Origin of the sequence: Bacillus sp. BB081, assembly GCF_008368895.1 — a bacterium.
In the GTDB taxonomy this organism is placed as follows: domain Bacteria; phylum Bacillota; class Bacilli; order Bacillales; family Bacillaceae_G; genus Bacillus_A; species Bacillus_A wiedmannii.
The window spans coordinates 1-14,106 of record NZ_QOZX01000009.1 but is presented as its reverse complement, the minus strand read 5'-3'; the positions used below and the strand labels follow the sequence as shown (position 1 = coordinate 14,106).

Genomic DNA, 14,106 nt, shown 5'->3' with positions numbered 1-14,106 from the left:
AATCTATGTCTGTAGTAGGTGAAGAAAGAAAGCGAACCATTCTTGAGAAGGTAGAGTTTAAAGGGAAAGTAAAAGTTTCAGAGTTAGCGAGAGAGTTTGCTGTATCAACAGAGACGATTCGTCGTTATTTAGAAGAATTGGATCGTGAAAAGAAGTTGAAGAAAGTGTATGGCGGAGCCGTCCAACTTCCGGGAGCTGGAATAGAGGCACCAATGTTAGAACGAGAGATGCTGCATATAGAAGAGAAGAAGAGAATTGGGTATAAAGCAGCAACGTTTGTGGAAGATGGAGATGTGATTGCGATTGATGATGGAAGTACACCACTTCAAATGGTGCCATATCTTGTTCATCGTAAAAATTTAACGATTGTAACAAGTTCATTTCCAGTAGCTACACAATTAATTTCTTCTATTAATAAAAAGATGTTTCACGGTGAAGTTTTATTTATTGGTGGAAAAGTCTCTCCAAAGCATTCACGTGTGTCAGGGGCTATTTCGCAGCAAGTAATCCAGCAATTTCATTTTCATAAAGCATTCGTTTCGATTGATGGATTGTTACCTGGTTTTGGGGTTTCTAGTTTTGAATTAGAAAAGGCGAAACTGTCAGAAGCGATGCTGAAATTAGCGGAGAAAACATATATTTTATGTGATCATACAAAAGTAGGGGTAAAAGGAAATTACCGAATAGCAGCATTTTCACGTATTCAACATGTAATTTGTGATAAGAAAATGCCCTATAGTTTTGAAGAGGAAGTCAAAAAGCATAATATTCAATGGACAATTTGTTAAATAAATTGAACTCCCACCTGTTTTTGAGGTGGGAGTTTTACTGTCCGCAAATAGCGGGATAAAAGATTTGTATGTATGCAAAAAGTGGACACATTTTCTCATCTCTTTCATATAATTTACCAATACAAAAAAAGTTGGTCGAAGGAAAGAAGGGAGAATCATGTCAGAACGGATATATAATAAACTTGTATTGTATGCAAATATTTTGCAAAAAATTGGTTTTATTAATGAAAAAGAAAAAAGTGAAATTCTTCATACGCTAGGTAAAAAGGCCCTTTGATTAAAGGGTTTTTTTATTTTTTATCTTTGGAAATATAAACTTAATGTAATATTATCATTTATTTGTAGATAATTGATAACGTTTATCAATTATAAAAATTATGTATGATAGGGGATATTATTTTGAAAAAAAGTTATATTAAGGCGCTAGTAGTAGCCACAACATTAGCAATTCCATTTGCTACATACTCTACTCCAGCATTAGCAGCACTAAAAGCTGAAGCAAACCAGTCGGTGGCAGCAGCTAGTGAACGTACATACGATACTGAGATTAAAATATATAAGGATCAAAAAGATGAGCCATCTATGGTTTCTCAGTACATAAAAAATCCTAAAGTAGCAATTGAAGATGTGACACCACTTGCTAAAATGACTCAGCTTACAGAATTAGATTTACCTAATAATGAGTTAAAGGATATTACTCCATTATCAAATCTAGTAAACTTACAAAAACTTGATTTAGAAGCAAATTATATTTCAGACTTATCGCCAGTTAGTAAGTTGAATAAGTTAGTATATTTAAGTTTTGTTGCAAATGAAATCCGCGATGTTAGACCAGTAATAGAACTAAGTAAGAAAGCTTATATTAATGTTCAAAACCAAAAAGTCTTTCTAGAGGATACAGAGGTAAATAAAGAAGTAAAAGTACCTATATACGAAAAAGACGGCGAGGTATCTACAAAAATCCGTCTGAAGAGTGATGGTGGTACGTATAGTAATGGTGTAGTGAAATGGAGTACACCAGGTGAGAAAGTATATGAATTTGGAGTGAAAGATCCATTTAATGATACAGGTATTTTCTTCACTGGTTCTGTGATTCAAAAGGTTGTAAATGAAAAAGTAGCTGAAGAAGTAATAGAGTTTAAAGATGTACCAAAGGGCCATTGGACAGAAGGCTATGTGAAAGCTTTAGCGGATAATAATATATCAAAAGGTGATGGAAAAGGAAACTTTTTAGGTGATGATTTCGTAACACGTGAACAATATGCACAGTTTTTATATAATGCAATAAAGAAATAAAAGATGAGAAAATACGTTATTCTTTGATTTAAAAAGAATAACGTATTTTTTATGTACAAAATGAAATAGGTAATAGACAGAAGTATAGATATATGAATGGCCCATTTTAAAGAAGAGCTGTGAAACTATATTGACAAAAAGGCGTTCTCATGTGATAATTCAATTAAATTTTTAGAATAATCAAAAAATACTCCTTTTACATAGAAAGGATTCGAACATTATATAAATATTATGCCGGGGGTGACGAAATGTTATTTTTTCTAAAGAAATGGAATGAATTAAAAGATGTGAAATCTGAATTGGCACTTCGTGATTGGTTTTATGGTACAAAAATTAGTTTATCACTCTGTACGTCAAAAGAGCCGTTAACTTTTTTAATAAACGTTGAGGGAAGAGATAAAGGGTTATTTTCAGAAGAAGACTTTATTGTTGTTAATTGTATGTGTGAGCCAGTATTTGAAAATGAAGAAAAACCAGCTGCAGAATCGTTTATGCATGCGGATATTTATAAAAAAAGTAGTGCAGAATGTATTTTACAAGTGCAGACTGTAGATAGCCATTTAATATCAGAGTTATATGGAGAAGAAGGAGAAGTAACATTCGATAAACGTAGCGTGGAACGTGTTTTTGGAAAAGAAGGTATAACAGAAATGACAATTCCCATTGTAGAAGATGAGAAGAAATTTGCTGATTTATTAGAAAGTAATGTACCGAATTTTATTGAAGGTGGAGGAGTAGTTCTTGTTCATAATTATGGCATGATTGTGTGGGGGAAAACTCCAGAAGAAGCGAAAAAATGGCTAGAGGGTATAGAATATTTAATGAATTACCATGTAAAGTTGTTAATGATAAAAGGTGCAAAGAGCTCTGTTATATAAAATGTTTGTGATGTCGTTACAAGTCAATAAAAAATGAAAGCGTTTTAAAAATAATTTCACTCATAAAATATAGGTCTCCTTATTATATATAGATTACATGTTGACATGTAAGGAGGAACATATTTTGCGAGTTAAATATCATTTTCTGCCAAAACAGCAAGTAACATTTTGCAAAATGAACGATTCAGGTGAAGAGGCTTTGCACATTATGAATGAAACGGGATTTCGAGCAATCCCTGTATTAGCAGAAGATGAAAAGAAATTCATAGGGATTATTTATAAAGTAGATCTTTTAGAAAAGAAGTGTAATAGCGGATTAGAGAAATTAAGTACGGAACATATGCTGGGAGATTCCTCTGCATTTATTTTTGAAAAGGATTCTTTTTTTAGAGCATTTTATGTTATTCGTCGACTTCCATTTTTAGCTGTGCTAAATGACTATAATGAATTTGTCGGTATCTTAACGCATTCCAATATATTTGATGTTATCGAAGATTCATTCGGTATGCGGACGGGTGGTTATATATTAACAATTGCAACACAAGATTGTAAGGGAACGATTAAAGAACTTGGGACATTGTTGAAAGCATTTAATATCGGTGGATTATTTACGCTAGATAATGGTGATCAATATATTCGCCGCGTTATCGTAAATATAGCAGATGAGTTAAATGAAAAAAGATTAAAGCAATTAATTGAAAAAATAGAGAAAAAAGGATTCAGGGTGAGTCATGTAGATTATATTTAAGGTGAAAAGGAAAGGTACCAATTTGCTATATGCAGATTGGTACCTTTTTTAGTGCGAGTAATGAATCTTATTTTGAAACAGGAGGTGGAGATAATGCTAAATCAGATAAAAAAATAAAATCTGCATGTTCGCGAATTTTAGGAATAGAAGTTTCTATAACACGTGATGTAATTTCACCTGGAGGTCCAACGTGTCCAATAGCTACCATAATCGGTTTTTCTTGAAGTTTTTTAATAAGTAATTGGGCTTGTTTTGAAATATGTGCCGCTGTATACACATCATCAAAAAATAATTGATTTTCAATAATAGGCACTCCTAATTCTTTCCCGATTTTTGGGACAACACTCTTAGGATTTGTTTTGCTATCTAAATAAAATAAACCGTGTTTTTTACAAGCTGCAAGTATAAGTCGTACAATTCTTTCGTCCGCGGTCACTTTTGATCCCATATGATTGTTCATGCCAATTGCATGCGGTACTTCTTGAATCGCTTGTTCGAGTCGGTTATTTATTTCTTCGTCGCTTAAATCAGTTGTAATTGCTTTTGGTCCAAGCCATTCTTTTTTACCTTTAATAGGTTCCATTGGCATATGTATAATAACTTCGTGCCCCTTCTTATGAGCCGCTATCGCATCTTCCTTTGTGGAAGGGAGAAAAGGCATAACGGCAACAGTCAGTGGAATAGGAAGTGATAACATTTTATCAGTCCCCTTCATATTATTGCCGAAGTCATCAATGACAATAGCGACTTTGTTTGTATGGGCCTTTGCTTGAACAGGAAACAAGAAGGATGGTAAGAACATAGTAAATATAAGCAATGCAATCGTATATTTGCGCATATAAATATTTCCTTTCTATTTTATCCCGCTATTTGCGAGCAGTGAGGAAGGACAAAATCCCCAATGATTAAATTTCACTTTATCAATCATCATTATGTTTTGCGTTTTTATAAAAATTAAACAAAAAATGTCGAAGAAAAGTATATGGAAAATAGAGAATCCGCTATTTAATTGGTATTTGTAAAAAAAGAAGATGAAAAAAATGTCTATTATTGCGAATGTATTTACAAAGATAGAATAATTTGTAATAATTCTCAAAGTGAGGGTAAAGATTTGTAAATTACAGGGAGAAAATGTTAAATTTTCTGATTCTTCAAATTCAAATATGATTAAGTAGTTAAAAGGCCAATGGAGAAGTAAAGTTGAGAGCATGGAAGTATAATAAGGGGGATATGAATGTTTACTGTAAAAAGGAAGTACACATTAGAAAAGCTTTCACGTGATATTCATATGAAACGTGAAGAAATGATTCAATTAGGTTTAACAAGTGGGTTAAATAGTATGGAGACAATTCAAGTGAGTCAAGAATTGGACAAGCTTATTTTACAGTACCAGCGTTATAAAGAAAAACAAACACCAAAATGGTTATCAATTATAAAGGTACCTATTTTTCAAATTGGATATGAAGGGAAATCCAGTAATTTTTGGCGAATGCTTGTGGCTGGTTTTATGAAATAAGTATAATTACCCTTTTGGGATAAGGATAATTATACTAGGTGTAACGGAATTTCGATATGAACTGTCGTTCCTTCGTTTTCTATACTGTCAATAAAAATATGCCCATTGTACATCTCTACAATTCGTTTACATATGACAAGTCCAAGACCGGTTCCAGTATCTTTATTAGTAAAGAACGGATGAAAGAGGTGTTTTTGAATATGTTTTGGAATACCTTTTCCAGTATCTATAATTTGCAATTGTGCGTGTGTTTCATTGTTTGTTACGGAAATGATCAGTGTGTCACCAGAATTCATGGCTTCAATTGCATTTTTTGTAATGTTTAAAACCACTTGTTTCATATGGTCTTTTGAGCAACGGATATGAACAGAATGGTCTGGCAAATGTAAATGGAATACAATGTTATGTAGATTCGCCTCAGATTGAATAATTAATGCTACCTCATTTAGAATGGTTCTCACATCATATGTTTGTTCAATGATAGCAGTTGGCTTTCCAAGAATAAGAAATTCGCTTACAATTTCATTAATCCGTTCTATTTCTTGTTCGATGACGGAAAAATAAAACTGATCTTGTTCATCTTTATATTTCTCTTTTAATAGAGCGACGAGCCCTTTAATTCCGGTAAGAGGATTACGGATTTCGTGGGCTGTACTAGCTGCAAAAGTTCCAACTAATTCAATTTTTTGTAGTTCATTTTGTTGTCTTTCCAGTTTTGTTTGACGTTTTAACAACATATATTGAGCAAGTAAAAATAAAATAGACATTAAAAATAAAGTAGCTATACACTCTATTGCAACCCACTGATATAAAGTTTTTTGATGGATAGGCAATGGAGAAACAGAGACCTTCCAATTTAATCTTTGGAGTGGGGTAGTAAGCATATTAGAATGCGCATCACTTGTTTCGTTATTATCATCGGTGAGAAAAACTACATCATGTTTATCAGTTACTTCAAAATGATATTGTGGCTTAATGGCATTTAAAGATGCTGAAATGTAGTCAAAGCGTAAACTTGCTAATAATAAGCCTGAGATTTCCTTCTGTTTATTGAAAATGGGAGAAGCAATCATAATAGCTTGATGTCCAAGAACACGATCTGTAATGGCTGATGATACAGTTGTTTTCTTCGTTTGCAATACGTCTTGAATATATTTGCGATCTGAGACATCAACAGGTGGTCGGTCGCCTTCGGATGCGATTGTAATGATGCCTTCTGATGTAGCGTAATATAAACCAGAAAAACGTGTGTCGTTTCCATCTGTATCATGTACAATTTGTTTAACTCCATTTATATTTCCAGTCTCGGTTCCTACGACCTTTGAGAGCATTTCTAATGCGGAAATTGCTTCACCAAGGTGATGATCTAAATAGTCTCTATATAAAAAGAGAACCGTGTGAGCAGATAGTTTGTTTTCCTGCTTCATTTTATACGAATGATATGAATAAAATGTAGCACCAATTCCTATCGTTGGTAGGATAACAAGCACCATATATAAAACTATGCTGTGGAATTTGACTTTCAAATTTGGTACTCCTTCTTTTTTATTATCATTATATATAAACTATGTTAAAATTGTCATGTTTTTATTCAAGAATCATTCATAATATATTTGGGGAGAGGAAATGAATGAGTGAATACTCATTCGGAATTTACATGAAGTACTAAGTTGTTTTTTCTTTTTATTACTGAGAATTTAAGTGAAGGGTTGAAAGTTGTATGACATCAAATAATGAACGAGAAGATATTTCTCAATCTTTAAAAGTATTTATTGCATTATCTCGTGTACATCGATCTGTTATGGATACTACAAATAAATCTATACAAAGTAACGGGTTAAATCCAACTGAATTTGCTGTATTAGAACTGTTATATCATAAAGGCGGTCAACCACTTCAGCAAATTGGTGAGCGTATTTTAATAGCTAGTGGCAGCATTACATATGTTGTAGATAAGCTAGAGAAAAAGGGGCTAGTAAAGAGAATTCCGTGCCCGAATGACAGACGTGTTATTTATGCACAACTAACTGAATCTGGAGAGAGCTTTATTGCTTCTATTTTTCCAGGGCATGAGCAAGTTATACATCAGTCTTTTGAAATGTTAACGAAAGAGGAAAAGGATGAATTACTTGCTCTATTAAAAAAGATTGGAAAATATGAAAAATAATAGTATGTTCCAAAAGAGCTTTGGATAAAGAAATCCAAGGCTCTTTTGTTTACATGTAATTATGACAGCATCTGCCGTATTTTGTTGAAGAATAAGAGGAGATTTGTAAGTAAGCATTGAATTATAGTAAGGATGCACATAATGGAGAGGAGGCTCGTTCATGTCATTTAAAGACTATGAATATAAACGGCCAAATATTGAAGAATTAAAAGAAAAGTTTACTGTTGCTTTAGAGAAGTTTGATAATGCAAAAACTGTAGAAGAACAAAAACAAGTCATCAATTCAATTAACGAAATTCGCAACGACTTCGGTACAATGGGGAATCTTTGTTACATTCGTCATTCTGTTGATACGACAGATGCTTTTTATAAGGAAGAGCAAGATTTCTTTGATGAATTCTCTCCAGTTGTACAAGGATATGGTACAAAGTATTATAATGCGTTAATTAATTCTCCATTCCGTGAAGAATTAGAAGCGTATTATGGAAAGCAATTATTTGCTTTAGCGGAGTGTGATTTGAAAACATACTCTGATGAAGTTGTGAAAGATTTACAATTAGAGAATAAATTGTCTTCACAATATACGCAGTTATTAGCATCTGCAAAAATTGACTTTGCAGGAGAAGAAAGAACGTTATCGCAACTGATTCCATTTATGCAAGGGAAAGAAAGAAATGAACGTAAAGTAGCAAGTGAAGCATATTACGGATTTTTAGCTGAGAATGAGGAAGAGTTAGATCGTATTTATGATGAGCTTGTTAAAGTGAGAACGAAAATCGCCAAATCTTTAGGTTTCAAAAACTTTGTTGAACTTGGATATGCAAGAATGTACCGTACAGATTATAATGCGGAAATGGTGGCGAATTATCGTCAGCAAGTACTTGATTATATCGTTCCCGTTACAACGGAATTAAGAAAGCGACAACAAGCACGTATCGGTGTAGAGAAGTTAGCATATTACGACGAAAACTTTGAGTTTGCTACTGGTAACCCAACTCCAAAAGGAGATGCGGATTGGATTGTTAATCATGGGAAAACGATGTATAAAGAGTTATCGGCTGAAACGGATGAATTTTTCAATTTCATGCTAGATAATGATTTATTAGATTTAGTTGCGAAAAAAGGAAAAGCTGGTGGCGGATATTGTACATATATTGAGAATTATAAAGCGCCATTTATTTTCTCAAACTTCAACGGAACATCTGGCGACATTGATGTATTAACACATGAAGCTGGTCATGCTTTCCAAGTATATGAAAGTCGTAAGTTTGAAATTCCAGAATACAATTGGCCAACGTATGAAGCATGTGAAATTCATTCTATGAGTATGGAATTCTTTACATGGCCATGGATGAAGTCATTCTTTGAAGAAGATGCAGATAAATATTATTTCTCTCACTTAAGTTCAGCACTTCTGTTTTTACCGTATGGTGTATCTGTTGATGAATACCAACATTATGTATATGAAAATCCAGAAGCATCACCAGAAGAGCGTAAGACAGCATGGCGTAATATAGAGAAAAAGTATTTGCCGCATCGTGATTATGAAGATAATGATTATTTAGAGCGCGGTGGATTCTGGCAACGTCAAGGACATATTTATAGCTCGCCGTTCTACTACATCGACTACACATTAGCACAAATTTGCGCACTGCAATTTTGGAAACGTGCAAGAGATAATAGACAAGAGGCATGGGAAGATTATGTGAATCTGTGTCAACAAGGTGGAAGTAAATCATTCTTGGAATTAGTAGAAGTTGCAAATTTAACATCACCATTTGCTGAAGGCTGTGTGAAAAGTGTCATTACGGAAATTGAAGCGTGGCTACATGCGATTGACGACACAAAATTGTAAAAAACATGCGCTTTTTTTCACATGTTTAACATCGACATAACGAGAAAATGATGAGATAATAAAAGAAAATTCAGAATACTAAAGAGGTGTTTCTAATAAGGAGCACCTCTTTTCACCAACAAAAAGGGGGGAAAGAAGTATGCTTCAATCTAATATGGATGTGAGTTTAGAAAGTTTGGTGAACTCATTACAGTCTACTCGAAGCACGCTATTATCAGAAATTGAAATGTTAAATGATACAGAAGTGAATGTAAAGCCACGCCGTGATAAATGGAGTATTATTCAAATTTTGCATCACTTGCATTTAGTTGAACAATCAGTTACATCTGCCCTTGTATATGCTTTACAAAAAAATGAAAGAAACACGACTCCATTTAAAGACCTCCAACTTACGCTTGATCGCACACATAAACGAGAAGCTCCTCAGCAAATGGAACCAACAGAAACTTTAATGAAAAAACAGCAAGGAATTCAATTGCTAGAACATTCACGACAAGAACTATTACACGCGCTTCATAGTGTTATAGATGAAAAAGATCTATTTGAAAATGGATTAAAGCATCCTATTTTTAATGAGTTGAATTTGTATCAGTGGGTTCAATTTCTTGAATTGCATGAACAAAGACATCTTACGCAGTTAAAAGAGGCGAAACATGCAATTTTACAGCGATAAGTAGGAAGAAGTGGGAGACCACTTCTTTTTTGATACGTGCATAGTTTTCTTTCTTATTTTGGAATACTACATGGAGAAAGAAAAGAAGGAGTTGAAAAGTATGTCCAAGAAAAAGAAAGAAGAAGAGCGCGCTTGGAAAGCACGTAAAGAAAATCAAAAACCACATGGCAAAGTGAAAGCCTTTGCTGAATTAGTTGAAGGAACAGAAAAAACGTGATGATTATTTCATCACGTTTTTTGTATGAGTGGAAAAGTTAATAAGAAGGTTGTACCTGTACCTTTTTCGCTTATAATATCGATTTTTCCGTTCATAGCTTGAACAACACTGAACACGACCATCATTCCAAGACCAGTTCCTTTTTCTTTCGTTGAGTAGAAAGGAGAGCCAAGACGTTTCACTTGTTCGGTATCCATACCGATTCCTGTATCTTTTATATACAACTGAATATGCTTATGATCAGGAACTAATGTGAAATAAAGATCACCGCCTTTTGGCATGGCCTCAATGCAGTTTTTTAAAATATTTAACAAGCATTGATTTAGTTTTTGTTTTTCTCCCGCGATAAAAAAAGAAGTGCTTTGCTTTATATAATGTGTACGCACATTTGCTAAATTAGCAAGCGGTGTAATTAACGATAATGCATGTAGTAGTTCTTCTTCTAACTGTAATCTTTGTTCTTTTTCAATACTTGGTTTTGCAAAGGTTAAATAATCTGTAAGAACGTGGTTTGCTTGTTCGATTCCGTTGATGGCTATGTCGATATATAATTTTCGCTCCTGCTCAGTACATGTATCTGATTGTAAAAGTTGCAAAAATCCTTTCGTTGAAGTTAATGGATTGCGAATTTCATGAGAGATAGACGCTGCCATTTCACCAATTAAATGAAATTTTTCAGCATTCATAAGTTCATTTTGGAGACGAACTTGAGTTTGTAATATGTGTAGTAAATATAAAATAAGGATCGTACCAAGTATCGTACATAACTCATACACAATAATATGTGGTATATAATCAGCCTTGTTTGTAACCTTTGAAAGGAAGAAAGGTATCCAACTAAATCCGTATGTGAGACTGTAGATAATAGCAAGTGCTATTTTTATACGATTAGAAGTTCGGTTGAAAAATTTGTATGTAAATAATAGGACAATAAATAGAAGGATAGAACCGATAACCGATGGGAAAACACCTATTCCTCCTAATAAGAAGCGGTATATATTTAATACAACTAATATAGATCCACCAGCAATAGGACCTCCGGTTAATGTACCGACAATTAATACGATATGACGCATATCAAATTGAAATCCATAATTTGTTTTTGCTGCGAAAGTGATACATAGTATAGTAACGAGGCAACATAATACAATAAATATAGCTGAATTTAATTTAGGAGAACGTTTCCCTTTTTGATTCCAAAATAAATGGTATACGAGCATTGTAACAAGGATGAATAATATATTTAAAAAGAGATAAATAATAAAGGGTTTCAGTGGTGTGCCTCCTCTCTTCTCGCATTAAATTCATCATACTATAAAATGAAAGAAATGAAATGGAAAAATAGCGGAAAAATCAGAAATTTTTTCTGGTAGTATACAATATGTTACAATAAGCTTTGTCAATGAAAGAAGGAATTCCGTGCATTGCACGGGAGAGGTTCGCGAACTCCCTCTATAAAAAACTATGGAAACAACAATATCTTTAGGTATTGTTTTGTTTTTTTATTGTGACAGTTCAAGAACGTTCTTTCTTCTTATTCGTAGTAGAGAAGGAGAATGAGTGAAATGAAAAAAGAAAAGGCAGTTGTTGTTTTTAGTGGAGGACAAGATAGTACGACATGTTTATTTTGGGCAATAAAGCAGTTTGCAGAAGTAGAAGCTGTAACGTTTAATTACAATCAACGTCATAAACTAGAAATTGATTGTGCAGCGGAAATTGCGAAAGAGCTAGGAATTAAACATACGGTGCTAGATATGAGTCTATTAAATCAACTTGCTCCAAATGCGTTAACGAGAACGGATATGGAGATTACACATGAAGAAGGTGAATTGCCATCGACGTTTGTAGATGGACGAAATTTACTATTCCTATCATTTGCTGCTGTATTGGCAAAACAAGTTGGAGCACGTCATATTGTAACGGGTGTATGTGAAACTGATTTTAGTGGTTATCCAGATTGCCGTGACGTGTTTGTGAAATCGTTAAACGTTACTTTAAATTTATCCATGGATTATCCGTTCGTAATTCATACACCACTTATGTGGATTGATAAAGCGGAAACATGGAAATTATCAGATGAACTTGGAGCATTCGAGTTTGTTCGAGAAAAAACATTAACATGTTATAACGGAATCATTGGTGATGGTTGCGGTGAATGTCCAGCATGTCAGCTTCGTAAAGCAGGATTAGATACGTACCTACAAGAACGCGAAGGAGCAAATAACTAATGGATAATTTCTTTGGATTTCGCATCGTAGAAAATTTGCAAAAAATGGACAAGGATATTCAGCGTAAACAGCTCAAATATCATAATAAAAGAGTAATGGTCAGCAAGGAATTTACATTTGATGCAGCACACCATTTACACTGTTATGAGGGGAAATGTAAAAACTTACATGGTCACACATATAAAGTTGTATTTGGGATTAGTGGATATGTAAATGAAATAGGTCTTGCGATTGACTTTGGAGATATAAAAGAAATTTGGAAGAATGAAATAGAAATTTATTTAGACCATCGTTATTTAAACGAAACGTTACCAGCAATGAATACGACTGCTGAAAACATGGTCGTTTGGATTTATGAAAAGATGGCAGAAGCATTACTAAAAGATAATCGTGCGAACGAATATAAAGGAGCTCGCGTTGAATTTGTTCGTCTATTTGAGACGCCGACTAGTTATGCGGAAGTAAGACGGGAGTGGATGCTTGATGAGTAAAATCCCTGTCTTAGAAATATTTGGTCCGACTATTCAAGGTGAAGGAATGGTTGTAGGACAAAAGACGATGTTTATTCGTACGGCTGGTTGTGATTATAGCTGTGCTTGGTGTGATTCTGCTTTTACGTGGGATGGATCGGCTAAAGATCAAATTAGACAGATGACAGCAGAGGACGTTTGGAACGAGCTTGTAGAAATTGGTGGCGAAAATTTTTCTCATGTTACGATTTCAGGTGGAAATCCAGCATTGCTGAAAAATATTGAGTTTCTTCTTTCTATATTAAAAGAGAATGGAATGCGAACAGCAATCGAAACGCAAGGGAGTAAATGGCAAGATTGGTTACTTCAAATTGATGAGATAACGATTTCTCCAAAACCACCAAGTTCGGCAATGAATACTGATTTTCAGAAGTTAGATGCTGTTATTCAGAAACTAGCAGGAAAAGATATTAGTTTAAAGGTAGTAGTATTTGACGATTATGACTTTGAGTATGCAGTTAATATGCACGAACGTTATCCAGATGTGCCATTTTTCTTACAAGTAGGAAATGATGATACAAAAACGGTGGATGATACGATGTTGATTAAAAAATTATTAGATAAGTATGAGTGGCTGATCGATAAAGCTGTAAATTGTAAAGAGATGAATAATGCAAAAGTATTGCCGCAGCTTCATGCGTTAGTATGGGGAAATAAACGCGGAGTATAATGAGAAGGGATGTTTAAAATGGCAGGAAGATTAGATGAAGATTTAAAAGATGTAACATTATTAGGAAATCAAAATACAAAATATTTATTTGAATATAGCCCAGAAATTTTAGAGGTATTTGATAATAATCATCCAAACCGTGATTATTTTGTGAAATTCAATTGTCCTGAATTTACAAGCTTATGTCCGAAAACAGGACAACCAGATTTTGCAACAATTTATATTAGCTACATTCCAGAACAAAGAATGGTAGAGAGTAAATCTTTAAAGCTATATTTATTTAGTTTCCGCAATCATGGTGACTTCCACGAAGATTGCATGAACGTTATTATGAATGATTTAATTAAATTAATGGATCCGCGTTACATTGAGGTATGGGGGAAATTCACACCACGTGGAGGGATTTCAATTGATCCTTACTGCAACTACGGTCGCCCAGGCACGAAGTATGAACAAATGGCAGACTACCGCATGATGAACCATGATCTATATCCAGAAACAATTGATAATCGTTAATATATAATAGAAAGAAAGGAT

16 protein-coding genes and 1 riboswitch are annotated in these 14,106 nt (G+C 33.8%); of the genes, 13 read left to right on the top strand and 3 right to left on the bottom strand.

Annotation, left to right across the window (positions count from 1 at the left end):
• Positions 1–5: 5 nt before the first annotated feature.
• From DN394_RS05485 to cbpA, 4 genes are all read left to right on the top strand, one after another.
• Positions 6–788 (top strand): DeoR/GlpR family DNA-binding transcription regulator, encoded by a 783-nt coding sequence (locus DN394_RS05485; RefSeq protein ID WP_097916391.1) that lies wholly within the window; start codon positions 6–8, stop codon positions 786–788.
• Between the two features lie 384 nt (positions 789–1,172).
• Positions 1,173–2,087: a leucine-rich repeat domain-containing protein gene (locus tag DN394_RS05480; RefSeq protein WP_370458306.1), complete on the top strand. Its 915-nt coding sequence runs from the start codon at positions 1,173–1,175 to the stop codon at positions 2,085–2,087.
• 248 nt (positions 2,088–2,335) lie between these two features.
• Entirely contained in the window at positions 2,336–2,965 is a 630-nt protein-coding gene (locus DN394_RS05475) for a class II aldolase/adducin family protein (RefSeq protein ID WP_000895986.1), read from the top strand.
• Positions 2,966–3,089: 124 nt separating this feature from the next.
• Complete coding sequence (cbpA, locus tag DN394_RS05470; protein WP_001264215.1) at positions 3,090–3,713, top strand: cyclic di-AMP binding protein CbpA; 624 nt, start codon at positions 3,090–3,092, stop codon at positions 3,711–3,713.
• 67 nt (positions 3,714–3,780) lie between these two features.
• On the opposite strand, the gene DN394_RS05465 is transcribed toward cbpA, so the two are convergent.
• Positions 3,781–4,551 carry a divergent polysaccharide deacetylase family protein gene (locus tag DN394_RS05465; RefSeq protein WP_001234116.1) on the bottom strand — a complete coding sequence of 257 codons (771 nt, stop codon included), beginning with the start codon at positions 4,549–4,551 and terminating at the stop codon, positions 3,781–3,783.
• Between the two features lie 396 nt (positions 4,552–4,947).
• Between DN394_RS05465 and DN394_RS05460 the strand changes: the two genes are divergently transcribed.
• Positions 4,948–5,229 (top strand): aspartyl-phosphate phosphatase Spo0E family protein, encoded by a 282-nt coding sequence (locus DN394_RS05460; RefSeq protein ID WP_000495533.1) that lies wholly within the window; start codon positions 4,948–4,950, stop codon positions 5,227–5,229.
• A gap of 29 nt (positions 5,230–5,258) precedes the next feature.
• On the opposite strand, the gene DN394_RS05455 is transcribed toward DN394_RS05460, so the two are convergent.
• Positions 5,259–6,755: a DUF3149 domain-containing protein gene (locus DN394_RS05455; RefSeq protein ID WP_075308613.1), complete on the bottom strand. Its 1,497-nt coding sequence runs from the start codon at positions 6,753–6,755 to the stop codon at positions 5,259–5,261.
• Positions 6,756–6,949: 194 nt separating this feature from the next.
• Between DN394_RS05455 and DN394_RS05450 the strand changes: the two genes are divergently transcribed.
• The 4 genes from DN394_RS05450 (at position 6,950) to DN394_RS29315 (ending at position 10,141) form a co-directional block, all read left to right on the top strand.
• On the top strand, positions 6,950–7,396 hold the full coding sequence (locus DN394_RS05450) for a MarR family winged helix-turn-helix transcriptional regulator (protein WP_000203344.1): 447 nt from the start codon (positions 6,950–6,952) through the stop codon (positions 7,394–7,396).
• A 160-nt stretch (positions 7,397–7,556) separates the two neighbouring features.
• Positions 7,557–9,251 (top strand): M3 family oligoendopeptidase, encoded by a 1,695-nt coding sequence (locus DN394_RS05445; protein ID WP_097916388.1) that lies wholly within the window; start codon positions 7,557–7,559, stop codon positions 9,249–9,251.
• A 139-nt stretch (positions 9,252–9,390) separates the two neighbouring features.
• Positions 9,391–9,924, top strand: coding sequence for a DinB family protein (locus tag DN394_RS05440; RefSeq protein ID WP_000941972.1), 534 nt, complete (start codon positions 9,391–9,393; stop codon positions 9,922–9,924).
• 100 nt (positions 9,925–10,024) lie between these two features.
• Positions 10,025–10,141, top strand: coding sequence for a DUF6254 family protein (locus DN394_RS29315; RefSeq protein WP_000038254.1), 117 nt, complete (start codon positions 10,025–10,027; stop codon positions 10,139–10,141).
• Between the two features lie 11 nt (positions 10,142–10,152).
• On the opposite strand, the gene kinB is transcribed toward DN394_RS29315, so the two are convergent.
• A complete protein-coding gene (kinB, locus tag DN394_RS05435) occupies positions 10,153–11,361 on the bottom strand; it encodes a sporulation sensor histidine kinase KinB (protein WP_033658886.1) in 1,209 nt (402 codons plus the stop codon).
• Between the two features lie 208 nt (positions 11,362–11,569).
• A riboswitch (PreQ1 riboswitch) is annotated at positions 11,570–11,613 on the top strand.
• A 93-nt stretch (positions 11,614–11,706) separates the two neighbouring features.
• On the opposite strand from kinB, the gene queC reads away from it, so the two are divergent.
• The 4 genes from queC to queF are packed head-to-tail and all read left to right on the top strand — an operon-like array spanning position 11,707 to position 14,085.
• A complete protein-coding gene (queC, locus tag DN394_RS05430) occupies positions 11,707–12,369 on the top strand; it encodes a 7-cyano-7-deazaguanine synthase QueC (protein ID WP_000711606.1) in 663 nt (220 codons plus the stop codon).
• Positions 12,369–12,860, top strand: a complete 492-nt coding sequence (gene queD, locus DN394_RS05425) for a 6-carboxytetrahydropterin synthase QueD (RefSeq protein ID WP_000368411.1) — start codon at positions 12,369–12,371, stop codon at positions 12,858–12,860. Before queC ends, queD begins: the two co-directional genes overlap by 1 nt.
• Positions 12,853–13,569 carry a 7-carboxy-7-deazaguanine synthase QueE gene (gene queE, locus DN394_RS05420; protein ID WP_000036277.1) on the top strand — a complete coding sequence of 239 codons (717 nt, stop codon included), beginning with the start codon at positions 12,853–12,855 and terminating at the stop codon, positions 13,567–13,569. The genes queD and queE overlap by 8 nt, the downstream gene beginning before the upstream one ends.
• Positions 13,570–13,587: 18 nt before the next feature.
• On the top strand, positions 13,588–14,085 hold the full coding sequence (gene queF / locus DN394_RS05415; RefSeq protein ID WP_000918895.1) for a preQ(1) synthase: 498 nt from the start codon (positions 13,588–13,590) through the stop codon (positions 14,083–14,085).
• Positions 14,086–14,106: the final 21 nt, after the last annotated feature.